22 protein-coding genes and 1 pseudogene are annotated in these 25,729 nt (G+C 69.1%); 12 read left to right on the top strand and 11 right to left on the bottom strand.

What is annotated here, in order from left to right:
• Nucleotides 1-2: 2 nt before the first annotated feature.
• Nucleotides 3-629, bottom strand: coding sequence for a LemA family protein (locus J8I34_RS03395; RefSeq protein ID WP_209805324.1), 627 nt, complete (start codon nt 627-629; stop codon nt 3-5).
• A gap of 121 nt (nt 630-750) precedes the next feature.
• Nucleotides 751-2,043, bottom strand: coding sequence for a glutamate-1-semialdehyde 2,1-aminomutase (gene hemL, locus J8I34_RS03390; protein WP_209805323.1), 1,293 nt, complete (start codon nt 2,041-2,043; stop codon nt 751-753).
• On the opposite strand from hemL, the gene J8I34_RS03385 reads away from it, so the two are divergent.
• The 7 genes from J8I34_RS03385 (at nt 2,042) to J8I34_RS03355 (ending at nt 12,849) form a co-directional block, all read left to right on the top strand.
• Nucleotides 2,042-2,248, top strand: coding sequence for a hypothetical protein (locus tag J8I34_RS03385; RefSeq protein WP_209805322.1), 207 nt, complete (start codon nt 2,042-2,044; stop codon nt 2,246-2,248). The two genes, hemL and J8I34_RS03385, sit on opposite strands and share 2 nt — an antisense overlap.
• Nucleotides 2,249-2,270: 22 nt before the next feature.
• On the top strand, nt 2,271-2,441 hold the full coding sequence (locus J8I34_RS03380) for a rubredoxin (RefSeq protein WP_010813017.1): 171 nt from the start codon (nt 2,271-2,273) through the stop codon (nt 2,439-2,441).
• A gap of 372 nt (nt 2,442-2,813) precedes the next feature.
• Nucleotides 2,814-3,311: a response regulator gene (locus tag J8I34_RS03375; RefSeq protein WP_305826375.1), complete on the top strand. Its 498-nt coding sequence runs from the start codon at nt 2,814-2,816 to the stop codon at nt 3,309-3,311.
• Nucleotides 3,312-3,330: 19 nt separating this feature from the next.
• Nucleotides 3,331-3,702 (top strand): response regulator, encoded by a 372-nt coding sequence (locus tag J8I34_RS03370; RefSeq protein ID WP_029045760.1) that lies wholly within the window; start codon nt 3,331-3,333, stop codon nt 3,700-3,702.
• A 52-nt stretch (nt 3,703-3,754) separates the two neighbouring features.
• Nucleotides 3,755-4,315, top strand: a complete 561-nt coding sequence (locus J8I34_RS03365) for a chemotaxis protein CheW (protein ID WP_029045759.1) — start codon at nt 3,755-3,757, stop codon at nt 4,313-4,315.
• A 112-nt stretch (nt 4,316-4,427) separates the two neighbouring features.
• Nucleotides 4,428-6,713 (top strand): methyl-accepting chemotaxis protein, encoded by a 2,286-nt coding sequence (locus J8I34_RS03360; RefSeq protein WP_209805321.1) that lies wholly within the window; start codon nt 4,428-4,430, stop codon nt 6,711-6,713.
• Nucleotides 6,714-6,873: 160 nt separating this feature from the next.
• Nucleotides 6,874-12,849: a hybrid sensor histidine kinase/response regulator gene (locus J8I34_RS03355; protein ID WP_209805320.1), complete on the top strand. Its 5,976-nt coding sequence runs from the start codon at nt 6,874-6,876 to the stop codon at nt 12,847-12,849.
• 165 nt (nt 12,850-13,014) lie between these two features.
• Here J8I34_RS03355 and J8I34_RS35445 read toward each other — a convergent pair whose 3' ends face one another.
• The 5 genes from J8I34_RS35445 to J8I34_RS03330 form a co-directional block, all read right to left on the bottom strand.
• Nucleotides 13,015-13,410 (bottom strand): hypothetical protein, encoded by a 396-nt coding sequence (locus J8I34_RS35445; protein ID WP_369796398.1) that lies wholly within the window; start codon nt 13,408-13,410, stop codon nt 13,015-13,017.
• Between the two features lie 680 nt (nt 13,411-14,090).
• Nucleotides 14,091-15,398 (bottom strand): MFS transporter, encoded by a 1,308-nt coding sequence (locus J8I34_RS03345; RefSeq protein ID WP_029045755.1) that lies wholly within the window; start codon nt 15,396-15,398, stop codon nt 14,091-14,093.
• Nucleotides 15,399-15,477: 79 nt separating this feature from the next.
• Entirely contained in the window at nt 15,478-16,236 is a 759-nt protein-coding gene (locus tag J8I34_RS03340; RefSeq protein WP_209805318.1) for an SDR family oxidoreductase, read from the bottom strand.
• 151 nt (nt 16,237-16,387) lie between these two features.
• Nucleotides 16,388-16,630: a hypothetical protein gene (locus J8I34_RS03335; protein WP_029045753.1), complete on the bottom strand. Its 243-nt coding sequence runs from the start codon at nt 16,628-16,630 to the stop codon at nt 16,388-16,390.
• On the bottom strand, nt 16,623-18,059 hold the full coding sequence (locus tag J8I34_RS03330) for an aldehyde dehydrogenase family protein (RefSeq protein WP_209805317.1): 1,437 nt from the start codon (nt 18,057-18,059) through the stop codon (nt 16,623-16,625). The genes J8I34_RS03335 and J8I34_RS03330 overlap by 8 nt, the downstream gene beginning before the upstream one ends.
• Before the next feature lie 203 nt (nt 18,060-18,262).
• Here J8I34_RS03330 and ppa point away from each other — a divergent pair, with 203 nt between their 5' ends.
• Both ppa and J8I34_RS03320 read left to right on the top strand, forming a co-directional pair.
• Nucleotides 18,263-18,790: an inorganic diphosphatase gene (gene ppa / locus J8I34_RS03325; RefSeq protein ID WP_063237035.1), complete on the top strand. Its 528-nt coding sequence runs from the start codon at nt 18,263-18,265 to the stop codon at nt 18,788-18,790.
• 128 nt (nt 18,791-18,918) lie between these two features.
• Complete coding sequence (locus J8I34_RS03320; RefSeq protein WP_051320366.1) at nt 18,919-19,503, top strand: cytochrome b; 585 nt, start codon at nt 18,919-18,921, stop codon at nt 19,501-19,503.
• 13 nt (nt 19,504-19,516) lie between these two features.
• Here the strand turns inward: J8I34_RS03320 and J8I34_RS03315 are convergent, their stop codons facing one another.
• The gene (locus J8I34_RS03315) at nt 19,517-20,782 is read right to left on the bottom strand and encodes a GNAT family N-acetyltransferase (RefSeq protein ID WP_209805316.1); all 1,266 of its coding nucleotides are present in this window, start codon (nt 20,780-20,782) and stop codon (nt 19,517-19,519) included.
• Nucleotides 20,783-20,983: 201 nt separating this feature from the next.
• Between J8I34_RS03315 and J8I34_RS03310 the strand changes: the two genes are divergently transcribed.
• Nucleotides 20,984-23,032 carry an NAD(+) synthase gene (locus tag J8I34_RS03310; protein ID WP_209805315.1) on the top strand — a complete coding sequence of 683 codons (2,049 nt, stop codon included), beginning with the start codon at nt 20,984-20,986 and terminating at the stop codon, nt 23,030-23,032.
• Nucleotides 23,033-23,101: 69 nt separating this feature from the next.
• On the opposite strand, the gene J8I34_RS03305 is transcribed toward J8I34_RS03310, so the two are convergent.
• Nucleotides 23,102-23,428, bottom strand: coding sequence for a DMT family transporter (locus tag J8I34_RS03305; RefSeq protein WP_029045747.1), 327 nt, complete (start codon nt 23,426-23,428; stop codon nt 23,102-23,104).
• Between the two features lie 3 nt (nt 23,429-23,431).
• On the bottom strand, nt 23,432-23,587 hold the full coding sequence (locus tag J8I34_RS34645; RefSeq protein ID WP_198030797.1) for a hypothetical protein: 156 nt from the start codon (nt 23,585-23,587) through the stop codon (nt 23,432-23,434).
• Here J8I34_RS34645 and J8I34_RS03300 point away from each other — a divergent pair.
• Together J8I34_RS03300 and glnK are read left to right on the top strand one after the other, a co-directional pair.
• A pseudogene (locus J8I34_RS03300) lies at nt 23,541-24,401 on the top strand (GlxA family transcriptional regulator); the annotation flags it as partial. The gene J8I34_RS34645 and the pseudogene J8I34_RS03300 sit on opposite strands and share 47 nt — an antisense overlap.
• Before the next feature lie 250 nt (nt 24,402-24,651).
• Nucleotides 24,652-24,990, top strand: a complete 339-nt coding sequence (glnK, locus tag J8I34_RS03295) for a P-II family nitrogen regulator (RefSeq protein ID WP_006162803.1) — start codon at nt 24,652-24,654, stop codon at nt 24,988-24,990.
• An 80-nt stretch (nt 24,991-25,070) separates the two neighbouring features.
• Here glnK and J8I34_RS03290 read toward each other — a convergent pair whose 3' ends face one another.
• The gene (locus tag J8I34_RS03290) at nt 25,071-25,712 is read right to left on the bottom strand and encodes a trimeric intracellular cation channel family protein (protein WP_029045746.1); all 642 of its coding nucleotides are present in this window, start codon (nt 25,710-25,712) and stop codon (nt 25,071-25,073) included.
• Nucleotides 25,713-25,729 lie beyond the last annotated feature (17 nt).

Below are 25,729 nucleotides of genomic sequence, written 5' to 3'. Positions count from 1 at the left end.
CCTCAGAACTTGACCGCCGGGGGCGTCGAGATGGCCTTCTCGTTGTCCACCGTGAACGACGGCTTGACCGGGTACTTGAAGATCATCGCGGTCAGGTTGGTGGGGAAGCTGCGCGCCAGGATGTTGAAGTCCTGCACCGCGGCGATATAGCGCTGGCGCGCCACGGTGATGCGGTTCTCGGTGCCTTCCAGCTGCGACTGCAGGTCGCGGAAGGAGGCGTCGGCCTTCAGTTGCGGGTAGTTCTCGGACACCGCCAGCAGCCGCGACAGCGCACTGGACAGTTCGCCCTGCGCCTGCTGGAAGCGCTTGAATGCTTCCGGGTCGTTCAGGGTCTCGGGCGAGACCTGGATGCTGGTGGCGGCGGCGCGTGCCTTGGTCACCGCTTCGAGCGTCTCGCGCTCATGCGTGGCGTAGCCCTTGACGGTGTTGACCAGGTTGGGGATCAGGTCGGCGCGGCGCTGGTACTGGTTGATGACCTCGCCCCAGGCCGCCTTGACCGCCTCGTCCTTGGCCTGGAAGTCGTTGTAGCCGCAGGCGCTCAGCAGGCTGGTCATGGCCGCCAGCAGCAGCCAGCGCAGCACGGGCAGGGGCGAGCGCATCGGCGAGGTCGGGGAGGAAGAGGCACGCATCTTGAGACTCCGCAGGTAGGCATCGTGGCCATGGATAAACGATTCCCAAGTGTAGCGCACCGCGCATCAGCCAGGCGACGACGGCGGGCGACGCCCCCACGCGTCGCCCGCCGGCGAAGCCTCAGGCTGCCGCGAACGCCTTGCGCGCGGCGTCGAAGGTGGCCTCAAGGATGGCGTCGTCGTGCTGCGCCGAGACAAAGCCAGCCTCGAACGCCGACGGCGCCAGGTAGACGCCGTTGTCCAGCATGGCATGGAAGAAGCGGTTGAAGCGCGCGGTGTCGCTCTTGGTCACCTCGGCAAAGCTGCCGGGCACGCCTTCACGGAAATACAGGCCGAACATGCCGCCGATGGCGTCCGCGGCAAACGGCACGCCGGCCGCGCGCGCGGCGTCGGCCAGGCCCTCGGCCAGCTTGCGGGTCTGCGCGGCCAGCTTGTCATAGAAGCCGGGCGCCTGGATCAGCTTCAGCGTGGTCAGGCCGGCGGCCACGGCCAGCGGATTGCCCGACAGCGTGCCGGCCTGGTAGACGCCGCCCAGCGGCGCCAGCTTGGCCATGATGTCGCGCCGCCCGCCGAAGGCCGCCGCCGGCATGCCGCCGCCGATGACCTTGCCCAGGCAGGTCATGTCCGGGCGGATGCCGTAGTGGGCCTGGGCACCGCCCAGCGCCACGCGGAAGCCGGTCATCACTTCATCGAAGATCAGCACCGCGCCATCGCGGCTGCACAGCTCGCGCATGGCCTTCAGGAAGGCGTCGCTGGCGCGCACCAGGTTCATGTTGCCGGCCACCGGCTCGACGATCACCGCGGCGATCTCGCCGGCGTGCCTGGCGAAGGCCTGCTCCAGCTGCTCGACGTTGTTGTACTCCAGCACCATGGTGTGACGCGTCACGTCGGCCGGCACGCCGGCCGAGGAGGGCGCGTTCTGCGTGGTGTCGGCAAAGGTCAGCAGGCCCGAGCCGGCCTTGACCAGCAGGCTGTCGGCATGGCCGTGGTAGCAGCCCTCGAACTTGATGATCAGGTCGCGGCCGGTAAAGCCGCGCGCCAGCCGCAGCGCGCTCATGGTGGCCTCGGTGCCCGAAGACACCAGCCGCACCTGCTCGATCGACGGCACCAGCTTGCAGATTTCTTCGGCCATGGTGATCTCGGCCTCGGTCGGCGCGCCGAACGAGAAGCTGTGGGCCGCGGTCTCCTGTACCGCGCGCACCACCTCGGGGTGGGCGTGGCCGACGATCATCGGGCCCCAGGAGCCGATGTAGTCGATATAGCGCTGGCCATCGGCATCCCACATATAGGCTCCTTCGGCGCGCGTGATGAAGCGCGGCGTGCCACCCACCGAGCGGAAGGCACGCACGGGGGAGTTCACGCCGCCAGGAATGGTCTGCTGGGCGCGGTCGAAGAGCTGCTGGTTACGGGACATGGCGTTGATCGGGATCAAGGACTGCTGGGAACGTGGGCGGCTCGGCCGGAGTGTCGTCGACATGCAGGCAATACCGCGCAACTACACGGCAATTGACTGCCAATCCGGCGCTAACATGCGCGAACACGGCGGAACTGGCACGATTCTGGCGGTCGCCGGCTGGCGCGGGCGGCACGGTTTCGGTACCATCTGCGCTGGATTTTAATGGAGAGTGGCCAGAGCCTGTTATGGAATACAAGACTTGGATGTGCCTGATCTGCGGCTGGATCTACGACGAAGCCGCAGGCGCGCCGGAAGACGGCATCGCACCGGGGACCCGGTGGGAAGACGTGCCCATCAACTGGACCTGCCCGGAGTGCGGCGCGCGCAAGGAAGATTTTGAGATGGTGGCCATCTGACGCTGGCCGCCATCGGGCACGACGCCAGCTTGCGCGCCATCGAGGCTTCATAGAAAGCCGCCAGACTGGCAGCGCGCGTCGCGCCGATACGACAGAACGCCGGCAAGGGCCCGCCATCCCGGATTGACGGCCCACCGGCGTCTTGTCACACTCTGTTGCAAATTATGTGGCCGTCCATCCGCCATTGGTGGGGAAGACGGCAGGCAGGTGCGGGTTCCACGCACCGCCGCTGCCGGGTCCGGCCCGGCCTTGAAGGGAAGCAGAATCATTTTTCGGGGGTCCGTCGGGGCGCGCATGGGTCGCGCTGCTCCGCACGGGTGTTCTCTAGTGCTTGCCGGCGCGCCGCATGGCGTGGCCGGTCGCGGGAACAACATGCGGGTCGCTCAAACAGAAGAAATCCAGCGGGTCAATGCCGCCGGCGCCAGCGTTGCGGCGCCTGGCGTAGCAATGCCGGACACCCGGGCGCGCGCGCGCCGCAAGGTGCTGGTCATCGACGATTCCAGCACCATCCGCCGCACCGCGGAGATCTTCCTGGCGCAGGCGGGCTACCAGGTATTGCTGGCCGAGGACGGCTTCGAGGCGCTGGCCAAGGTCGGCGAGCTGCATCCGGACCTGGTCTTCTGCGACATCCTGATGCCCCGGCTGGACGGCTACCAGACCTGCTCCCTGATCAAGAAAAGCCCGCGCTTCCACGCCATCCCCGTGATCATGCTGTCCTCGCGCGACGGCGTGTTCGACCGCTCGCGCGGCCGCCTGGTGGGGGCGCATGACCATCTGGCCAAGCCATTCACCCGCGAAGCGCTGCTGCAGGCCGTGCAGGCCTGCCTGCCGGTCCCCGCTGACGTGGCGGAACGGGCTTTGCCGGCCTGAACGAACCGAAGGAAACCCCATGACTGCCATCAACAAGATCCTGATCGTCGACGATTCCCCGACCGAAGCGCTGTTCATGTCCGACCTGCTCGGCAAGCGCGGCTTCAAGGTCTCGGTCGCCGGCAACAGCGACCAGGCCTTCGCGCGCCTGGAGTCCGAAAGCTTCGACCTGATCCTCATGGACGTGGTGATGCCCGGCCAGAACGGCTACCAGGCCACCCGCGCGATCAAGCGCGACGACCGCTTCAAGGACATCCCCGTGATCATGTGCACCAGCAAGGGCCTGGACACCGACCGCATCTGGGGCATGCGCCAGGGCGCGTCGGATTACATTGTCAAGCCGGTCGACGGCGAGGAGCTGCTGGGCAAGATCGCCGCGCTGGCGCACTGAGCCGCCAGCGCCGGCCGTACGGGATGCCACCACCAGTACCGGGGACTGCCACATGAACGCGCCACGCCAAGACCTACGCGCCCGCCACACCCGCCTGCAGGACTACCAGGCCATGCTGGCCCGGCGCCTGCGCGAGGCGCGCAGCCTGCCCGCCGCAGACAGCTACCTGGCGCTGCAGATCGGCGCGCGCCACTGGCTGCTGCCGCTGGCCGAGACCGGCGAGGTGCTCGATATGCGCCAGCCCAGCCGCGTGCCGCTGACGCAGCCGTGGTACAGCGGCCTGGTCAATGCGCGCGGCAGCCTGCTCGGCGTGATCGATTTCAGCCAGTTCTGCGGCGGTGCGCCCACCCCGGTGCAGCCCGGCAGCAAGCTGGTGGTGCTGTCGCGCCAGGTGGAGCGCGCCTGCGCGATCCTGGCCACGCGCGTGGCGGGATTGCGCCATGCGGCGGATCTGGGCCTGCCGCACGGGGAGGCGGCGCCAGGACACGATGAGGCGCCGGCCTGGGAGGGCCAGCGCTTCGCGGACCGCGACGGGCGCGACTGGCAGGTGCTCAACGTGCGCGCGCTGCTGGACGCGCCGGCGTTCCTGCAGGTGGGCCGCGGCGCGGCCTGAGGCCGGCGCGCGCACCACGCCGCGGGCGGGCAAAGGACACGCGCTGGCTCCGGGCCGGCGCACCCGGCACGAGCCGCCGGGCACAACGACGAATAACACGGAAGAGGGTGCCATGGGTTTCAAGAAATTCAGCCTGGGCCGGCGTACGCCGGCAGCCGACGCCGCCGCTGTGGCCGCCGGGACCGGACTTGGCGGCGCGCCGGAAATGGCCTATGCCGGTGGCTCCCACGCCCAGCCGGCAGAATCCGCCACGTCCGCCACGTCCGCCACGTCCGCCACGTCCGCCACGTCCGCCACGTCCGCAGCAACCGCCGGGCTTGGCGCCACGCCGATTGAGCACGTGTCGGCATGGCTGGGCCGCGTGCCGTTCTCGTCGCAGCAGCGGGTGCTGACCGTGGGCGTGGTGGTGTCGCTGGTGGCGCTGCTGGGCTCGGTGTACCTCGACAACCGCATCGCCAACAATGCGGCGGCGCAGATCGAGATTGCGGGCGACATGCTGATGCACTCGCAGCGCCTGGGCAAGGCGGTGCCGGTGGCGCTGCTGGGCAATGCGCAGGCCTTCACGCAGCTGCGCGAGTCCAAGGAGACGCTGGCGACGGACCTGAAGGCGCTGCAGGACGGCAGCGACGAGAAACGCGTGCGCGCCACCACGGGCGAGGCCGCGCCGCTGCTGGAGACCGCCATGACGTCGTGGAAGCGCTCCGAGAAGAGCGCGGCCGACGTGCTGGCCCAGCAGCCTGTGCTGACCACCATCGGCCGGACCCTGCAGGTCTTCAACGCCTCGAACCCCGAACTGCTGGAAGCCGCCGAGCAGGTGGCCGCGATCAAGCTGCAGTCCGGCGCCAATGCCCGCGAGGTGGCGGCCTCCGCGCAACTGGTGATGCTGACGCAGCGCCTGGGCAAGAACCTGAACGAGTTCCTGGCCGGAGAAGGCGTCAACCCCGAGACCGCGTTCCTGCTCGGCAAGGACACCAACACCTTCCGCGAGACGCTGGACGGGCTGATGAACGGCAGCGAAGCGCTGCGCCTCTCCGCGGCCACCGACGAAGAGACGCGCGGCTACCTGAAGCAGCTGTCGGATCGTTTCGACGCGGTGCAGAAGACCACCCAGACCATCCTGCAGAACCTGCCCGGCCTGATTGCCGCCAAGCGCGCGCAGCAGCAGATCTTCAACGACAACGAGGCGCTGCGCGGCGAGCTGTCGGCGTTGCAGCGCGCCTACGCCGAGTCGGCGCGCCTGCGCCCTGTGACGCTGGGCGCTACCGTGGTGTCGTCGCTGCTGACGCTGCTGTGCCTGGTGGGGTTGGCCGCGCTGTACCTGCGCGATTCGCGCATGCGCGCGCTGGAAGCCGAGGCGCGCGAACGCGAGGCCGAAGCGCGCCGCCTCGATGAAAAGCGCAACAACGACAACACCCAGAAGGCCATTCTGCAGCTGATGAACGAGCTGCAGGACATCGCCGACGGCGACCTGACGCGCCAGGCCACGGTGACCGAGGACATCACCGGCGCCATTGCCGACTCGGTCAACTACACCGTGGAAGAACTGCGCGAGCTGGTCGGCCGGGTGCAGCAGACCGCCGGCGAGGTGACGCAGGCTTCGGGGCAGGTGCAGGCCACCTCGACCCAGCTGGTGTCGACCACCGAAGAGCAGTCGCGCCAGATCCGCCAGACCGGCGAATCGGTGGTGGAGATGGCCGACCGCATCACGCAGGTATCGCGCGGCGCGGCCGAGTCGGCCAACGTCGCGCGCGCCTCGCTGTCGGCCGCCGAGCAGGGCCAGCAGGCGGTGCAGAACGCCATCACCGGCATGAACGACATCCGCGAGCAGATCCAGGAGACCTCCAAGCGGATCAAGCGCCTGGGCGAGTCGTCGCAGGAGATCGGTGAAATCGTCGAACTGATTTCGGACATTACCGAGCAGACCAACGTGCTGGCACTGAACGCCGCCATCCAGGCCGCATCGGCCGGCGAAGCCGGGCGCGGCTTCTCGGTGGTGGCCGAAGAAGTGCAGCGCCTGGCCGAACGCTCCGGCGAGGCCACCAAGCAGATCGGCGCGCTGATCCGCACCATCCAGACCGATACCCAGGACGCCGTGCACGCCATGGAGCGCAGCACGCAGGGCGTGGTCGAGGGCGCGCGCCTGTCCGACAATGCCGGCGCGGCGCTGGTCGAGATCGGCCGCGTGTCGCGCCAGCTGGCGGAGCTGATCGAGCAGATCTCGCAGTCCACCTCGCACGAGGCCGACCTTGCCACCACCGTGGCGCGCCATATCGAACGCATCCTGCAGGTAACCGAGCAGACCACCAGCGGCACGCGCCAGACCGCGCAATCCGTGCGCCAGCTGACGCTGCTGACTGAGGAGCTGCGCAACTCGGTGTCGCGCTTCAAGATCGCCTGAGTGGCCGGATGACGCCTGCGACCGCTTCCGCGCAGCGCGGTAACTGGCACAACCGCCGCCACCGCTACCTTCGCGCCTGCCATCAAGCCAACCCAGCGCCTGCCTGCCGCCGCGGCGGGCCGCCCGCGGCCGCCCTGGCGGCGCCGCACTGGAAGCCGTCATGTCCATGAATTTTCCCATTCCGTGCGAAGCGGCCGATGCCAACGCATCGCTGCCGGCGCCCGCCATGCCCGAGCCGGAAGCGGCGCCGCTGCCCGCATCTGCCACCACCGCCGTGCCGGCCGACGCCGGCGGCGCGGCGCGCGACCTGTCCGGGCTGGCGTGGCTCGCGCCGAGCCTGCGCGCCGCGCTCGAAGACGCGGCCGCGGAGCTGGGCCACTACGTCGATGAAATCCGCCAGGCGCCCGAGGCGCTGGGCGCGCGCGATACCACCTCGCTGCGGCTCGCCGGCCAGCACCTGCACCAGGCCGCCGGCGCGGTGCATATCGTCGGGCTGCGCGGCACCGACCCGTACTGCCAGGCGCTGCGCCGCCTGCTCGAGGCCATCGATGCCGGCCAGCTCGCCGCCGACGCGCAGGCGCTGGCGGTGTTCCGCGCCGGCGTGCAGGCGCTGGCCGAGTATGTCGACGACCTGATGGCCGGCGATGACGAAGCCCCGCTGCGGCTGTTCCAGCCCTATGCCGGCGTGCTGGCGCAACTGCGCGAGGAGCGCGTGCATCCGGCTGACCTGTGGCTCGACGAGCTGCAGATGCTGCCCGGCATGCTGCTGCCGGCGCGCAGCCCCGCCGCCGTCACGCGCGCGCGCCAGCAATTCGAGGCCACCCTGCTGAAGGCCATGCGCCTGCCCGCCGCGTGCCAGGACGCGGCCCTGCTGCGCGAGGCCTGGCTGCCGCTGCATGCGGCGCTGGACGAAGTGCGCGCCAACGAGCAGGAGCCGCGCCGCGCCGCCGACCACCCGGACCGTGACGTCTGGCATGTGCTGGGGCTGGTGTTCCGCGCGCTCGGGCATGGACTGCTGCCGTCCGACCTGCTGGCCAAACGTTTTGCCGGGCGTGCCAACCTGCTGCTGCGCCAGTACCAGCAAGGGCATGTGCGCGTGCCGCAGGCGCTGCTGAACGATGCCGTGTTCCTGCTGGTGTGCACGGGGCTGGCGAAAACGGTGGCCGGCGACGCGGCCCAGGCGGATGGCGCCGCTGCCGTGCGCAGCGACATCGTCCGTACGCTGGCGGCCTTCCGTCTCGACGCCGCGCACGCGGTGGCCGATGCCGACTTCCGGCTGCGCTATTACGGCTGGCTCGACCCGATCGATACGCGCAACCTGCAGCAGGCCGCCGCGGGGCTGGAGCAGGCCGCGGCCGGCGACCAGGCCGGCTGGGAAACCGCGCTGGCCGCGCTTGCCGAAGCCGCGCAGCCGCTGGCACAGCCACCGCTGCAGCGCTGCCTGGCGCAGGCGGCGATGTCGACGATGGCGGCCGCGGGGCCCGGCTGGGAGCTCAGCCGGGCCGGAGCGCTGGGCGCCACCGGCATCGCGCTGTTCCTGGCGCGTGCGCTGGCCTTGCCGTGGCGCGTGCACGGACAATCCGCCCATCCCGCCGCGGCGCGCTTTGCCGCGCAGTGCGAGGCGCTGGCCGATTGCCTGCACCAGTCGGCCTCGGATCCGGGCGTGGGCGCGCCGGCGTGGCTGGCCAGCATGGTTGACGATGCGCGCGCGCAGGCACTGCGCGGCGAGGCCGTGTCGCAGCTGCGGGCGCAGATCGACAGCGGCGAATCGTGGCTGGACAGCTATGACCGCAACGCCGCGCGTGCCGATGGCGCCGGCCACCTGCGCGATGCGCGCCAGGCGTTCGCGGCGCTGGGCAATACGCTGGAGCGGCTGCAAGCGTCGCCGGCGCTGCCGGCCCTGCTGGCCGGGGACGCGGGCAGGGCCATGGCTGCGGTGCAGGCCGTCAATGAACGGCTGGCCGCGGTTGGCGATGCCTCCCATGCTTCCGATGCCGCCATGCGCACCGAACTGCTCGCCGCCGTGGCGGCAGAGCTGGGCACCGTCCATGCCTTTGCCGATGCGCTGGAATTCGGCCGCGCCCGCCGGCATGACATGCCCGCCGAAGCCGCAGCCGTCGAGGATGCACGCGCTGTGCAGACTCCGCTTGCCGCTGCCCGCGACGCCGCGGCCGAAGCGTTCCAGGCCGGCCCCATGCTCGACGCGCCGCAGGTGCAGCGCCTGCGTGCCGCGCTGCAGGCGCTGGCGGACCAGGCGGCGATCGACGACAACGCGCCGCTGCGGCGCCGCGCCGCCGATGCCACCACGCAATGCAATGCCTGGCTGGCCGGCAGCGATGATGCCGCCGGTCGCCTGATGCTGGCGCTGGCCGATGCCGCGGGCGAGCCTGAACCGGCTCCGCTGCCTGCTGCAGCTGCAGCCGCCGCCGCGCCGACCCGGCCCGCAGCCGATGACAGCGCCGCGGTCGACGCCGAGCTGCTCGACATCTTCCTCAATGAAGCCGACGAGGTGCTGGACGGCATTGCCGGCGACCTCGACGGGGGCGTCGATCCCTTGCGTGATGCCGACACGCTCAGCCGCATGCGGCGTGCCTTCCATACGCTCAAGGGCTCGAGCCGCATGGTCGGCCTGCATCGCTACGGCGAAGCCGCGTGGGCGGTGGAGCAGGTGATGAACCTGTGGATCGCCGAGTCCCGCGCGCCGGTGCCGGCGCTGCTGTCGCTGCTGCGCCGCGCGCACGCCGAGCTGTCTGTGTGGGTGGCTCAGTTGCACCGCGACGCGGGTGCGGCGCACGATATCGCTGCCCTGGTGGCAACTGCCGAGGCGGTGCGCGACGGCCTCCAGGCGAATGACGAGGAGGCCGCGGGCAAGCCGTCCATCCCGGAGGCCGCTCCGCCAGTGCCATCCGCGGACGACAGGCAGCCGGGAGCGGTGGCACCGCAGGACACACCCGGCGAGGACGACAACGTCATCCCGTTCCGCCTGGCCGGCGGCCTGTCCAGCGAGGAGGACAACTACAAGGTCATCGGCCCGGTCCGAATCGGCCTGGCGCTCTACAACGTCTACCTGCAGGAGGCCGACGACCTGCTGCGCCAGTTCGCCACCGATATCTCCGAATGGCGCCACGAGGGGCATCCGTGCCCGAGCGAGCTGGCGCTGCGCGTGGCGCACACGCTGCAGGGCAGTGCCTCGACCGTGGGGCTGGAGCCGGTGCGCGAGATCGCCGAAGCGCTGGAAGGACTGCTGCTGCAGCTGGGCTCGCACCCGGTGGCAATGCATCCGGGCGACTTCCGCCTGCTGGAGCAGGCGGTGGAGCGGCTGCGCGGCATGCTGCACCAGTTTGCCGCCGGCGTCTGGCCGCAGGCCGACGCAGGCCTGCACCGCAGCCTGGTGGAATTCGGCGAGCGCGCCTTGCTGCGCCCACGCGTGGCCGTGGTGGTGCCCGACGCGCCGGACAGCTCGATGGCGCAGCTGTATGGCCAGCCGCTGCCCGAGGATGACGAAGCACCGTCAGCGCCAGCGCTGGCCGAGCCCACGCCGCCCGCGCTCCCTGCGCAGCATGATGCCGTCGTGATTGCGCTGCCGACCTCGCACCGGCCGCCGGTCGCGGCGGAGGCCGGTGACGCCGCGTCCGACCCCGCGCCCGACCCCGCGCTGGTCCAGATCTTCCTCGAGGAAGCCCAGGGCACGCTGCCCGAACTCGGCAAGCTGGTGCGCACCTGGGAAGCGGCGCCGGCGGACGCGCGCCACGGCGGACTGGTGCTGCGCGCGCTGCATACGCTCAAGGGCAGTGCGCGCATGGCCGGCGCAATGGCGCTGGGCCAGGCCGCGCACGAGATGGAAACGCTGCTCGATGCCAGCCTGCGCGTGCAGGCCGGGCCGGGAGCCGGGCCGCAGCTGTTCGAGCGCCTCTACGCCTGGTACGACCGCATTCTCGCGCACGCCGAAGCGCTCCAGGCCGGCCGCCTGCTGCCCGCCGACGACCCGGATGTGATCAACGGTCTGGGCGGGGCGCCGCAGGATGAGGCGGAGCCCGCCGCCGAAGCGCACCCTGAAGCGGCCCCAAATCCTGCCGCAGATGTTGTCGGTGCGGTCTCCATGCTGCCGGTCATGCCCGGGCCCGCGGACGTGATGGTGCCGATGCCTCCCACCGCGTCCATCCCGGCGGCCGAGCCGCAGCGTGCGCTGGTGCGCGTGCAGGCGCGCGCGCTCGACACGCTGATCAACGAGGCCGGCGAAGTCGGCGCGACGCGCGCGCGGCTCGATAGCGAACTCGATGCGATGCGCACCTACCTGGGCGAACTCAACGACAACGTCGCGCGCCTGCGCGGCCAGTTGCGCGAGATCGAGATCCAGGCCGAATCGCAGATGGCGTCCCGCATTGCCGATGCGCAGCACAAGCAGGAGTTCGACCCGCTCGAGTTTGACCGCTTCACCCGCTTCCAGGAACTGACGCGGATGATGGCCGAATCGGTCAACGACGTGGCCACCGTCGAGCAGAACCTGCAGCGCGGCTTCGACCGCGCCGCCGGTGACCTGGCTGCGCAGGCGCGGCTGACGCGCGGGCTGCAGCGCAGCCTGATGCAGGCGCGCATGGTGCAGTTCGACGCGCTGGCCGAACGCCTGTACCGCGTGGCGCGCCAAGCCGCCGCCGAGACCGGCAAGGAAGTGCGGCTGCTGATCAAGGGCGGCACGGTCGAGATCGACCGCTCCGTGCTGGACCGCATGGCTGGCCCGATCGAACACCTGATCCGCAATGCGGTGGTGCATGGGATCGAGCCTGCGCCGCAACGCCGCGCCGCCGGCAAGCCCGCCACGGGCGCGCTGACGCTGGAGGTGCAGCAGGAAGGCAATGAAGTGGTGCTGCACTTCGTCGACGACGGCAACGGGCTGGACCTGGCGCGCATCCGCGCGCGCGCGGTCGAGCGCCGCCTGCTTGCGCCGGACGACGACGCCGGCGAGGCGCGCCTGACCGTGATGATCTTCACCCCCGGCTTCTCCACGGCCGATGCAGTCTCCGAGCTGGCCGGGCGCGGCGTCGGCATGGACGTGGTGCGCGCCGAGACCGTGGCATTGGGCGGCCGCATCACGCTGGCTTCGAAGGCCGGGCAGGGCACCACCTTTACCGTGCACCTGCCGCTGACCACGGCCATCACGCAGGTGCTGGTGTTCTCGCTGGGCGCGCGGCGCTATGCGGTGCCCAGCGGCATGATCGACCAGGTGCAGCAGCTGCGCGCGCCGGCGCTGGTGGAGGCCTACAACCAGGGACGCTTCGCGGTGGCCGGCGCCGAAGTGCCATTCTTCTACTTCGGCGCGCTGCTGGAAGAGAGCAACGCCGTAGCGGCTGGCCGCAAGTACTCGCCGGTGGTGCTGGTGCGCAGCGGCGCCGAACGTGTCGCCGTGCACGTGGACGAGGTGGTCGGCAACCGCGAAGTGGTGGTCAAGCACATCGGGCCGCAGCTGGCGCGGCTGGAAGGCATTGCCGGCGCAACCACGCTCGGCGACGGCGAGATCGTGCTGATCTACAACCCCGTGGTGCTGGCCCAGCGGCTGCTGCGCGAGCGCGGCCAGCCCGCGCCGCAGCAGATGGTTCCTGCGCCGTCCGCACCGGAGTCCGCGCCGCAGTTGGCGCAGCCGGTGGCCGGGCCGCTGGGCGCGGTCGCCGAACTGGCCGGTGACGGCAGCGCCGCGCCAGTGCGCGGCCTGGCGCTGCAGCCCACGGTGATGGTGGTCGATGATTCGCTGACCGTGCGCAAGGCGACCCAGCGCCTGCTCGGCCGCGCCGGCTACCAGGTGGTGCTGGCGCGTGACGGCGTGGATGCGCTCAAGCAGCTGCAGGACGTGATGCCGGATGCGATGCTGGTGGATATCGAGATGCCGAACATGGACGGCTTCGACCTGACCCGCAACGTGCGTTCCGACTCGCGCACGGCGCATATGCCGCTGGTGATGATCACCTCGCGCACGGCGGACAAGCATCGCCGCTACGCGGAGGAAATCGGCGTCAACGTCTACCTCGGCAAGCCGTATAACGAGGACCAGCTGCTGGCCACGCTGCAGCGCCTGCTGGGCGAGCGCGCGGCGGGAACGGCGGCATCGGTGGCGCAGATGCTGGGCGAGGGTCCGGGGGCCTGAGCGTTTCAAACGCTATCGGTTCGCTCCGCTCTCTCGCTTGCGGGAGAGGGAGACCACCGTCAGTTGACGTGAGGCATTCGGCCAAAAGAAAAAGCGCGGCATCGCGACAGCCGCGCCCCTTCCTCTCCTCCGGCAACGCCGCGTAGCGGCGCTGCCATCCTCGACCTACCAGCGCATCTGGTTGTTGCGGCCGCCGGTGCTCACCGTGGCCGTCCTGGTCCGGCCCTGGTAAGTCGCCCGCACGTTGTACGTGCCGCTCGGCGCCTTCAGCAGGCAGCGCGGCCCGTCGGCGACAAAGCTCGCCACTTCCTTGTTGCCGCGCATCAGCTTGACGTCGACATCCGACAGGTACTCGCCGCGCGCGCCCTGCGTAAAGAGCAGGCTCATGTTGAAGTTGCGTGCCAGCTGCTGCAGCGCGACCTGTTCGTCCTCGGCAACGCCGCCGCAGATGTAGGTTACCGCCCCCGCGGTACGCTGCACCATTGCATCACGCGGCGGCGGAGGCTGCGGCGTGGTCAGCGGCGGGCGTGGCTGGGCCGCGGTGGCCGGCGGAGCGGGCACGGCAGGTGAGGCACCGCCCGGTGCCGGGGCAGGCGATGCCGTTGGCGGCGCTGCAGTACCCGGTGCCGGTGCAGGCTGGGCAACCGGCGGCGGCATGGTGGTGGGCGGCTGCGTCGCGGGCGCGGTCACGCTCGGGGTTGGGGCGATGGCGCCGGCCGGAGCCGGGGCGGTCGCTGCTGGCGACGTCGCTGCCGGAGCAGTCGCTGCCGGAGCAGTCGCTGCCGGAGCCGGCGCGGGCATGGCGGGCGCGGGCGCCGGTGTGGCTTCGACCACGGGTGCCTGGGCATGGCTGGCAGCTGGCACAAGGGCCAGCAGCGCGACCACGCCGGCGCTGAGCGCGATGACAAGGCGCTTGACGCGAGTGCGGCGTGCGAGCCGCGCTTCGACGCGCTTCAGTGACTGGGTGGGGGCAAACGGGGGCAGGTGCGGCATCGTGGCCTCCTTGGCAATCTTCAGGATTCACATGCCCGGAGGACCCCGTGTGGATCAATCCGGGTGTCTTCCTATCCATGCTAGGGCGCAAGCCGGGGCCGCAATGCCGGGTTCGGTCCTACAACGGCGTCAGCGGATGGCGCGTCGTCGCCGCGCGAGCGCCGCGCCAGGCACTTGCGCAGATCCCATGAAAAACGGCGCTTTCCTTGCCGGAAAGCGCCGTTGCGGGCCACCCGCGAAGCACTTGCCTACCTGCGGCTCACCAGCCGGGCCGGGACCGACAGCGTCAACGCCGCGCCGACCACCAGGCACGCGGCCAGCAGGTACATGCCGGAGTCCGTGCTCCTGGTCAGGTCCTTGAGCCAGCCTACCGCATACGGGCTGAGAAAGCCGGCGAGGTTGCCCAGCGAGTTGATCAGGGCAATGCCGGCTGCCGCGCCGGTGCCGGCCAGGAACGACGTGGGCAGGCTCCAGAACAGCGGCAACGTGGTCAGGATGCCGATGGTGGCCAGCGTCAGCGCGCACATGGCCAGCGTGGTATTGGTGGCCCATTGCACCGACAGCAGCAGGCCGAACGAGCCGAGCAGCGCCGGGATCGCGATATGCCAGCGCCGTTCGCCGCTGCGGTCGGCACTGTGCGCCACCAGCACCATGCCGATCACCGCGCAGCCATACGGGATCGCGGTCAGCAGGCCGATGTCGAGCGCGCTCTTCACGCCGGTCTGCTTGATGATGGTCGGCAGCCAGAAGCTGACGCCGTACAGGCCCATGACGAAGCAGAAGTAGATCGCGCTCATCAGCCAGACGCGCGGGCTGAACATCACGGTGCGGATCGGCGGGTCTTCCTTGTGCGCGTCTTCGGCGGCGATATTGCGCTCGAGCAGCGCCTTTTCCCCGGCCGTGAGCCACCTGGCGTGCGCGATGCGGTCATCCAGGTAGGCGAGCACCCACAGCCCCACCAGGATCGAGGGCACCCCTTCCAGCAGGAACATCCACTGCCAGCCCGCCCAGCCGCTATGGCCGTCGAACGACTGCATGATCCACCCCGACAGCGGCCCGCCGATCACGCCCGACAGCGCGATCGCGGTCATGAAGAAGGTGGTGGTGCGCCCGCGCCGGTTGGCCGGGTACCAGTAGGTCAGGTACAGGATGATGCCCGGAAAGAAGCCGGCTTCGGCAATGCCCAGCAGGAAGCGCAGCACGTAGAACATGGTCGGCGTGGTGACGAACATCATCGCCGCCGAGATCGCGCCCCAGGTGATCATGATGCGCGCGATCCAGATGCGCGCGCCCACCTTGTGCAGGATCACGTTGCTCGGCACTTCGAACAGGAAGTAGCCGATGAAGAAGATGCCGGCGCCAAGCCCGTAGACGGTCTCGCTGAACTGCAGGTCGTTGAGCATCTGCAGCTTGGCAAAGCCCACGTTGACGCGGTCCAGGTAGGCGACCACGTAGCACATCAGCAGGAAGGGCACCAGGCGCCAGCTCACCTTGCGGTAGGTGGCGTCTTCAAAGGCGGCGTCGCTGACGCCGGGGGTTACTGCGGTCGTTGTCATGCTGTCTCCTGAGGATGTTTGCGTTCTCGACGACGCGGTACAGCGGTGTTACGACAAGGAAATGCCGGTGAAGCAGGGCTCAGACGCAGCGCCCGCCGTCGACTTCGATGCAGGTGCCGGTGATGAAGGCGGCTTCGTCGGAAGCCAGGTAAAGGCAGGCATTGGCCACGTCCTGCGGCGTCGACATGCGCCCCATCGGGATGGTGGCGAGGAACTTCGCGCGGTTCTCGGGCGTGTCGGGCATGCCCATGAACTCTTCGAGCAGCGCGGTGGCGCCGATCACCGGGTTGACGCAGTTGACGCGGATATTGTCCTTGCCCAGTTCGGCCGCCATGGCCTTGCTGGCGGTGATCACAGCGCCCTTGCTGCCGTTGTACCAGACCAGTCCGGGACGCGGGCGGATGCCGGCGGTGGAGGCAATGTTGACGAACGCGCCGCCGCCGCGCTGGCGGAAGTGCGGGATGAAGGCACGCGCCGACCAGTAGATGCTCTTGACGTTGACCGCGTAGACGCGGTCGAACTCTTCCTCGGTGATGTCGAGGATAGGCTTGTTGCGATGCGTGGTGCCGGCGTTGTTGACGACGATATGCACGTCGCCGAAGGCGGCCAGCGCGGCCTCGCGCATGGCCTCGGTATCGTCGCCGCGCGAGACGTCGGCGCGCACCGCGCGCGCCTGTCCGCCGGCCTCGCGGATCGCCGCGGCAACGCGCTCGGCGGCGTCTTCGCGCAGGTCGGCCACCAGCACGCTGGCGCCCTCGCGCGCGAAGGTGTGGGCGATGCCCTCGCCGAAGCCGGAACCGCCGCCGGTGACGATCGCTACCTTGTTGGCCAGTCTCATTGGTTGTCTCCTGGTGTTGTTGTGGTTTGGGTGATCGCTACAGGTTCTCAATGTCCGCCTGTGTGCTCCCCTCTCCCGCCGGCGGGAGAGGGGAGCGTCTGCAACGGGCGTCGGCCCGCTCAGGCGCCATCGATGATCGCGCCTCGTTCGCTCAATGCGAGAACGGCCCCTGCCCGCGCAACGCATTCGCGACCATCATCACCGCCAGCAAGAACGGCAGCGCCACATACAGGCACCAGTGCACGCGGTCTCCCACCACATCGCCCCACTTGCGCTTGAACACCTGCAGCCGCGGCATGCCGGAGGGATTGGTGGCGCGCTTGTTCCGCACATGCCACGCCATCCAGAAAAAGAAAATGGCAAACGCGATGGAAAGGAAATTGATGTTACCCATGTTGGATGGCGATGGTTTTCAGTGTGGTGAACCCGTACAGGGCCTCGAAGCCCTTCTCGCGGCCGTAGCCGGACTGGCCGCTGCCGCCGAAGGGCAGCTCCACGCCGCCGCCGGCTCCGTAGTTGTTGATAAAGACCTGGCCCGCGCGCAGTTTGTGCGCCAGGCGCAGCTGGCGTCCGCCATCACGGGTCCAGACGCCGGCGACCAGGCCATAGGGCGTGCCGTTGGCCAGCGCGACGGCCTCGGCCTCGGTGTCGAAGGGCATGGCCGCCAGCAGCGGGCCGAACACTTCTTCCTGCGCCAGCCGGTGCGCGGGCGGGACATCGCGGAACAGCATCGGCACCTGGTAGTAGCCGGCCTCGGGCGCCTCGGCCACGATCTGGCCCTGCGCCATGACCGCTACGCCGGCGTGCTGCGCGTCGGAGACGAAGTCCCACACGCGCTGCTGCTGCTTGCGGCTGATCAGCGGGCCGCATTCCAGGTCGAGTTCGGACGGGCCCACGCGCAGCGACTCGAATACCGATGCCAGCCGGTCGAGCAGCGCGTTGTAGACCGTGCGCTCCACCAGCAGGCGGCTGCCGGCCGAGCAGGTCTGGCCGGCGTTCTGCACGATGCCGTTGACCACCACCGGCACCAGCGCGTCGATGTCGGCATCGGCAAACACGATCTGCGGTGACTTGCCGCCCAGTTCCAGCGTGACCGGCACGTGGTTCTCGGCGGCCAGCTGCGACACCAGCTTGCCCGTCTGCGGCGAGCCGGTGAACGAGATGTGGTTGATGCCGGGATGGCGCGCCAGCGCGGCGCCGGCCTCGTGGCCGTAGCCGGTGATGATATTGAGCGCGCCTTCGGGCAGGCCGGCCTCGGCGGCGATCTCGGCCACGCGCAGCAGCGACAGGCAGGCGTCCTCGGCCGGCTTGACCACGCAGGCATTGCCAGCGGCCAGCGCCGCGCCCACGCTGCGCCCGAAGATCTGCAGCGGGTAGTTCCACGGGATGATGTGGCCGGTCACGCCGTGCGGCTCGCGCACCGTCAGCACGGTGTAGCCGGGGTTGTAGGGGATGGTCTGGCCGTGCAGCTTGTCGACCGCGCCGGCGTAGAACTCGAAGTAGCGCGCCACGGCGCGGGCATCGGCGCGGGCCTGGCGCAGCGGCTTGCCGGTATCGCGCGCTTCCAGCGCGGCCAGCTCTTCTTCATGGGCGATCAGCGCCACGGCAACGCGGTTGAGCAGGCGCACACGCTCGGCCGGGGCCATCTGGCCCCAGGCGCCGTCGGCGGCCTGGCGCGCGGCGTGGACCGCGACATTGATGTCGGTGGCGTTGCCGCGGGCGATCTCGGCAAAGGGCTCGCCGTTGGACGGGTCGAACACCTTGATGCGCAGGCCGTTGTCCGGCGCGATCAGGCGGTTGGCGACAAAGTGCTGGGCATGCATGGGTGGCTCCGGGGCAGCACGAAGGCTGCGGCTATTCAGTGTCGGCTGAAGAATGCGCCATTATCGCCCACGCGCGCGTGGCTGCAACGCGTTGCAGCGGGCCGGGAGGTCAGAAAGGGCGATGGCTTGTCAGCAACCGGTCAGGCGCGAGCCGTTATAATGCCCGCCATCCGACAACACAGCGCAGGCATCTGGAGAACCGCATGAGCTTCAACCTCGTCACCCCGGGCAAGGACATCCCCAACGATTTCAACGTCATCATCGAGATCTCGGCCCAGAGCGATCCGGTGAAGTACGAAGCCGACAAGGAAACCGGCCTGCTGTTCGTGGACCGCTTCATCGGCACCGGCATGCGCTATCCGGCCAACTACGGCTACATCCCGCAGACGCTGTCGGGCGACGGCGACCCGGTGGACGTGCTGGTGCTGTCCCCGTTCCCGATCCTGGCTGGCGCCGTGGTGCGCTGCCGTGCACTCGGCATGCTGAAGATGACCGACGAGTCGGGCGTGGACGCCAAGCTGGTCGCCGTGCCGGTGGACAAGCTGTCGCCCGCTACCGCCTACATGAAGGGCCTGTCGGACGTGCCGCAGAACCAGCTGGACCAGATCAAGCATTTCTTTGAGCACTACAAGGCACTGGAAGCCGGCAAGTGGGTCAAGGTCGAAGGCTGGGCCGGCATCGAGGAAGCCCACAAGGAAATCACCGACGGCGTGGCCAACTACAAGAAGTAAGCTGAACCGACGCTGAAGAAACCCCGCCGCGGCGGGGTTTTTTGTTGCCCGCCGCTTGATGGCGGTTAGAACCTGTCCGCGCGGCTTGCGCTACGCTGGGTCCGTGTCGAAAGAGAAGGAGAACCGCCATGAACCGGGCTACACAGAGCATCAAACCGATGCAGAGCCTGCCGGAAGTGTTGTCGCCATCGCGCCGCTATGACGGGCTTGCGGTGTGCTTTCATTGGGCGGTGTTCGTGCTGGTGGCGCTGGCGTATGCGGCCATCGAGCTGAAGGGCAATTTCGACAAGGGCACGCCGGCGCGCGTGATGGCCATGGACGTCCATGAATGGGCCGGGGCGCTGGTCGTAGGGCTGGCAGTGCCGCGGCTGCTGTGGCGGCTGGTGCGCGGCGCACCTGCGCCGGAGCCCGGCCCGCGCTGGATGCATCTGGCGGGCGCAGCCATGCACTGGGTGCTGTACCTGTTTATCCTGGCGCAGCCGCTGCTGGGGCTGCTGGCGATGAATGCCGGCGGGCACCTGCTGGCGCTGCCGTCGCTGGGGATCGAAGTGCCCGCGCTGGTGGCGGCGGATCCCGCGCTGAAGGTCACGGTCAAGGCCATCCACGAAACGCTGGGAACCGCGTTCTACCTGGTCATCGGGCTGCATGCGATGGCTTCGCTGTTCCACCACTACATGCTGGGCGACAACACGCTGCGGCGCATGTGGCGCTGAGCGCCTCGGCGGCTCAGGAACGCGCGAAGGGATTGCGTTCGCCCAGTTCGTCGAGGTAGGCGTCGATGCCGTGGCGCTCGCGCGCGAGGAAGCGCTCCACGGCATCGGCAAAGTCGGGATGCGCCAGCCAGTGCGCCGAGCGCGTGGCCACCGGCAGGAAGCCCCGCGCCATCTTGTGCTCACCCTGCGCGCCGCCTTCGAAGGTGCGGATGCCGTGGGCGATGCAGAACTCCAGCGGCTGGTAATACGCGGTCTCGAAGTGCAGGCAGGGGTGGTATTCCAGCGCGCCCCAATAGCGGCCGTACAGCGTGCTGACCTGCGGCGCATCGTCGTAGACCAGCAGCGACGAGGCGATCGGCTGGCCTGCGCGCTCGGCCACCACCAGCAGCAGGTGCTGCGGCATCGCCGCGCCGATGCGCCGGAAGAAATCCAGATTCAGGTAGGGCGTGGAATGGTGCTCGCGATAGGTCTGGCGGTAGCAGCGGTTGAAGAAGCGCCAGGCCTCGTCGTCGATCCCGCTGCCGCGCAGGTGGCGGAAGGTGATGCCGGCCTGCGCCACCTGGCGCCGCTCGGCGCGGATATTCTTGCGCTTCTTCTGCGACAGCGTGGCCAGGAAGTCCTCGAAATCGGCGTACCGTGTGGTGCCACCTTCGCTGCCACCTTCGCCGCCACCTTCGCCCCCATTGGTCCAGTGGAACTGCACACCGTGCCGCATCAGCATGCCTGCCTGCTGCATCAGCCCGGCTTCGGCCTCGTCAGGAAAGAGGACATGCAGCGACGACATGCCGCTTTCCGCCGCCAGCGCCAGCGCTACCTTCAGCAGCAGCCGGCGCGCTTGCGGATCTTCGGCGATCAGCCGCGCGCCGCGCACCGGCGTGAACGGAATCGCCGACAGCCACTTGGGGTAGTACTCGATGTTGTGCCGCGCATAGGCATCGGCCCAGGCCCAGTCGAACACGTACTCGCCGTACGAATGCGCCTTGGCATAGAGCGGCATCGCCGCGGCCAGCCGGTCGCCCGCCCACAACGTCAGGAAGCGCGGATGCCAGCCGGTCTCGGCGCATGCGCTGCCGCTGGCATGCAAGGCATGCAGGAAGGCGTGGCGCAGGAAGGGCGTCGGTTCGGGCTGGCGCGCCAGCAGCGCGTCCCACGCGGCCGGTTCGATCTCGGCCAGGTCGGAGACGATGCGCGTCTGGTAGTCCGGAGTGTCCGCTTGGCTGGCTTTCTGGTCGTCTGCGCGGCTGCCTGTGGCCGCCGTCTCGCCGGAATCCGACTGCATGGGCTGTCGCTGAAGAGATGGGAACGGGAACGCCCCGCGCGGGCGCAGGGCGGCTCGAGTCTACCGGAAATGGCGTGGTGGCGCTGCGGCACGGCAGCGGCGGCGCGGCCCCGGGTAGCGACGTAGAATGGCGTATATGCGTCACCCCCAGGTTCAGGCGCGGATGATCCGCCCCATGCCTGCCATACCCCAGGGCCCGATATGAAGACTCCGTTTTTCAACCTCTATTCCCACGGCTTTGCCCGCGTGGCCGTCGGCGTGCCGGTCTGCCGCGTGGCTGACCCCGCCTTCAACGCGCGCGAGACGCTGGCGCTGGCCATGCAGGCCGCGCAGCGCGGCGCGGTGCTTGCCGCTTTCCCGGAGCTGGGCCTGTCGGCCTATACCTGCGACGACCTGTTCCACCAGCGCACGCTGCTCGATGCGTGCGAAGCCGCGCTCGGCACCATCGTCGAAGCTTCGCGCAAGCTGCCGCTGGCGATGGTGGTGGGCATGCCGCTGCGCGTGCAGCACCAGCTGTTCAATTGCGCCGTGGTGGTGGCCGCGGGCCGTGTGCAGGGCGTGGTGCCCAAATCGTTCCTGCCAAACTACTGGGAATTCTATGAAGGGCGCCAGTTCAGCGCGGCAGACTGCGCCACGGTCGACAGCGTGCGGTTGCTGGGCCAGGACGTGCCGTTCGGCGCGGGGCTGCTGTTCGATATCGAAGGGCTGCCGTTCTTCCGCTTCCATACCGAGATCTGCGAGGACGTGTGGGTGCCGGTGCCGCCGTCGTCGTTCGCCGCGATGGCCGGCGCGACCGTGCTGGTGAACCTGTCGGCATCGAACATCGTCATCGGCAAATCAGGCTACCGGCACCAGCTGGTGTCGCAGCAGTCGGCGCGCTGCCTGGCGGCGTACCTGTACACCTCGGCCGGCAAGGGCGAATCGTCGACCGACCTGGCCTGGGACGGGCAGGCGCTGATCTACGAGAACGGCGAAATGCTAGCCGAATCCGAGCGTTTCTCCGACGACTCGCACCTGCTGTTCGCCGATGTCGATGTCGAACGCCTGTCGCGCGAGCGCATGCACCAGGTCACCTTCGGCCATTCGGTGCGCCGGCACAAGGCCGAGGTCGAAGCGTTCCGCGTGGTCACCTTCGCGCTCGACCTGCCGCGCGAGAAGTCGCTGCCGCTGGCACGCAACGTGGCGCGCTTCCCGTACGTGCCGGCCGACCCGCGCCAGCGCGACGAGCGCTGCATGGAGGTCTACAACATCCAGGTGCAGGCGCTGGTGCAGCGGCTCTCTGCCAGCAAGATCAGCAAGGTGGTGATCGGCGTTTCGGGCGGGCTCGACTCCACGCATGCGCTGCTGGTCTGCGCCAAGGCGATGGACCGGCTGGGGCTGCCGCGCGCCAATATCCTCGCCTACACCATGCCCGGCTTCGCCACCAGCGACCGCACGCTGGACCAGGCGCGCAAGCTGATGCAGGTGGTGGGCTGCAGTGCCACCGAGATCGACATCCGACCCAGCTGCCTGGCGATGCTGAAGGACCTGGGGCACCCGTACGCCGCCGGCGAGAAGGTCTATGACGTGACCTTCGAAAACGTGCAGGCTGGCGAGCGCACCAATCACCTGTTCCGGCTCGCGAATTTCCACGGCGCCATCGTGATCGGCACCGGCGACCTGAGCGAGCTGGCGCTGGGCTGGTGCACCTATGGCGTGGGCGACCACATGTCGCACTACAACGTCAACGCCAGCGTGCCCAAGACGCTGATCTCGCACCTGGTGCGCTGGGTCGCCGAGACCGGGCAGATCGGCGAGGGCGGGGCGGACGTGCTGCTGGCGGTGCTGGACACCGACATCAGCCCCGAGCTGGTGCCCGGCGACAGCAACCATGGGCCGGAGCAGAAAACCGAAAGCACCATCGGGCCGTACGAGCTGCAGGATTTCAATCTCTACCACACGCTGCGCTTCGGCTTCACGCCGTCCAAGATCGCCTTCCTGGCCCAGCACGCCTGGGGCGACCGCGAGCGCGGCGTGTGGCCGTACGGGCCGGAGGTGGCACGCAACCAGTACGGGCTGCCGGAGATCAAGCGCAATCTCGCGATCTTCCTGGACCGCTTCTTCCGGACCAGCCAGTTCAAGCGTTCGTGCATCCCGAATGCGCCCAAGGTGGGCTCGGGCGGTTCGCTGTCGCCGCGTGGCGACTGGCGCGCGCCGAGCGATTCGGAGTCGGCGGTGTGGCTGGCGGACCTGGAGAAGGTACCGGACTGATGCGCCGGTGTCGCTGAGCAGTGAAAAAATGGCCCGCACTGTGCGGGCCATTTTCCTGCGGGAGCGCCGTCAGGCGGCCGGGCCCGAGACCAGCTTGAGACCCACCACGCCACACAGGATCAGCGCGATGCAGCCCGCGCGCGCCAGCGATGCCGGCTCGCCCAGCCACAGCATGCCGAGCATCGCGGTGCCGGCCGCGCCGATGCCGGTCCATACCGCATAAGCCGTTCCCACCGGCAGCGCGCGCAGCGACAGCGTCAGCAGGACGATGCTGGACAGCCCGGTCGCCACCGCATAGACGCTGGGCCAGAACCGGCTGAAGCCGGCCGACCATTTCATGCCGAAGGCGAAGGCGATCTCCAGCACGCCGGCCACGACCAACAGGATCCACGGCATCGTTCAGCCGGCCAGCAGGCGATGCGTGAACAGGCTGTGCAGCGTGCGCACGGACAGCACCGCGATCGCCACCGTCCCGCACTGCTGCTGCTGTGCTGCGTGGGCCTCGCGGAATGCGTACCAGTTCGAGATCATCGCGCCGGGGCCGGGGATGCTCACGGCCTCCAACGGCATGCGCATCGAACCGGACGCAACGCTGGAGAGCGCCAGTGACGATATCGACACGCTGCTGGTCGCGGGCGGCCCCGCGCTATGGAAGCAGGCGCAGGATGAAACCATCGGCGCATGGCTGTCCCTGCAGGCACGCACGGTGCGGAGGATCGGGTCGGTCTGCTCCGGCGCGATGATGCTTGCACATGCGGGCTTGCTGGACGGACGCAGCGCCACCACGCACTGGAACACAACCGACCGCCTGGCGCGCATGTTTCCGGGCGTCCAGGTGGAGCCGGACCGCATTTACGTCAAGGATGGCAACGTGTACACCTCCGCCGGCGTGACCGCGGGGCTGGACCTGGCGCTGGCGCTTGTCGAGGAGGATTTCGGCCGCGTGGTGGCGCTACGGGTGGCGCGCGAACTGGTGATGTTCCTCAAGCGGCCAGGCGGACAGTCGCAGTTCAGCGCCCACCTTGCGGCGCAGACGGCGGAGCGCAATGCCATCCGGGAAGTGCAGGGGTGGATTGTCGAGAACCTTGCCGGCGACCTGTCGGTCGACGCGCTGGCCGCACGTGCCGGCATGAGCACGCGCAACTTTGCCCGCGTCTTCCGCCAGGAATGCCAGGTGACGCCGGCCGATTTCGTCGAGGCCGCGCGCATCGACGCCGCGCGCCGGCTGCTGGAAGGTTCGCGCCATCCGCTCAAGCGCGTGGCCGCGCTGGCCGGCTTTGGCGATCCCAACAACCTGCGGCGCGCCTTTCTGCGGCGTGTCGGAGTGGCGCCTTCGGACTATCGGCGCCGCTTCCTCAATATGGCGTGACCGGGTGATGTGCACAGGGTTTGCACAGGCTCTGCACAGGATTTCCCGGGGGCTGTCCACAGGGTTGTCCACAGGCTCGAACGGCATCGCGCCGCCCTGCGATGCGGGTTGTCGAACGTTCCGGCCGCGCCGGGCGCGGGATTGCGGGGAATGCATGGCGCCAATGGCTGTTAAAATGCCAGCCGGAGAGCGCCGCGCCCGCGGCGGTGCGCCGCCAGGCGCGTGAACAAACGATAACCAGGGGCCAGTCATGAAGCAGATTACCGCCATCATCAAACCGTTCAAGCTCGACGAGGTGCGTGAAGCCCTTGCTGATGTCGGCGTGACCGGGCTGACGGTGACCGAGGTGAAGGGATTTGGCCGGCAGAAAGGGCATACCGAGCTCTACCGTGGCGCCGAATACGTCGTCGACTTCCTCCCCAAGATCAAGATCGAGGTGGTGGTGGCTGAGAACCAGCTGGACACCGTGCTGGACGCCATCGTCAAGGCCGCGCATACCGGCAAGATCGGCGACGGCAAGATCTTCGTGACCGAGATCGAGCGCGTGATCCGCATTCGTACCGGCGAGCAGGACGAAGCCGCGGTCTGAGCCGCCGGCTGTCAATGCAGGAACGCCGCCCAACCGGGCGGCGTTTTTTGTTTCTGGATTTGTCCTGCGGAGATGCAGGCTCAGCTCGGCAGCTTCCAGCCGTAGCGCACCGACACCAGCCGCATCGCGATGATCGCCAGCGCGCCGGTCATCAGCGCCGCCTCCTGCTGCACCTCCAGCCAGGTCAGGCCGATGTAGATCCAGCAGCCGACAAAGGAGCAGGTCGCGTAGGGCGAGCGGTCGCGCAGGATCATCGGCACTTCATTGCACAGCACGTCGCGCACCACGCCGCCGAACACCGACGAGATGATGCCCATCATCACCGCCACGGTCGGCGTCATCTGCGCCACCAGCGCCAGCGAGGCGCCGGTGACCGAGAACAGCCCGAGCCCGATCGCGTCGGCGACGATCATGGCCCGGTCCGAGGCCACGCGGCTGACCACGCGCAGCACGAACGACGCGCCGAACGACATCGCGAAGATCAGCAGCACGTAGCCTTCATGGTCGACCCAGTAGAACGGGCGCCGGTCCAGCAGCACGTCGCGCAGCGTGCCGCCGCCGAAGGCCGTGGCGAAGGCGACCACGAAGGTGCCGACCACGTCGAGCCGCTGCTTGCGCGCATCGACCACGCCCGACACCGCGAAGGCGAGCACGCCGATGACCTCCATGATATGGAGGATCAGGGGCAGCCGCCCCATCAGCAATTCGAGCGGGAGATGCATCCGCGGCGCGGTTCAGG

The organism is Cupriavidus phytohabitans (assembly GCF_017815025.1).
GTDB lineage: Bacteria > Pseudomonadota > Gammaproteobacteria > Burkholderiales > Burkholderiaceae > Cupriavidus.
Note: the sequence above shows the minus strand (reverse complement) of the source record. Positions and strands in the feature narration are given on the sequence as shown.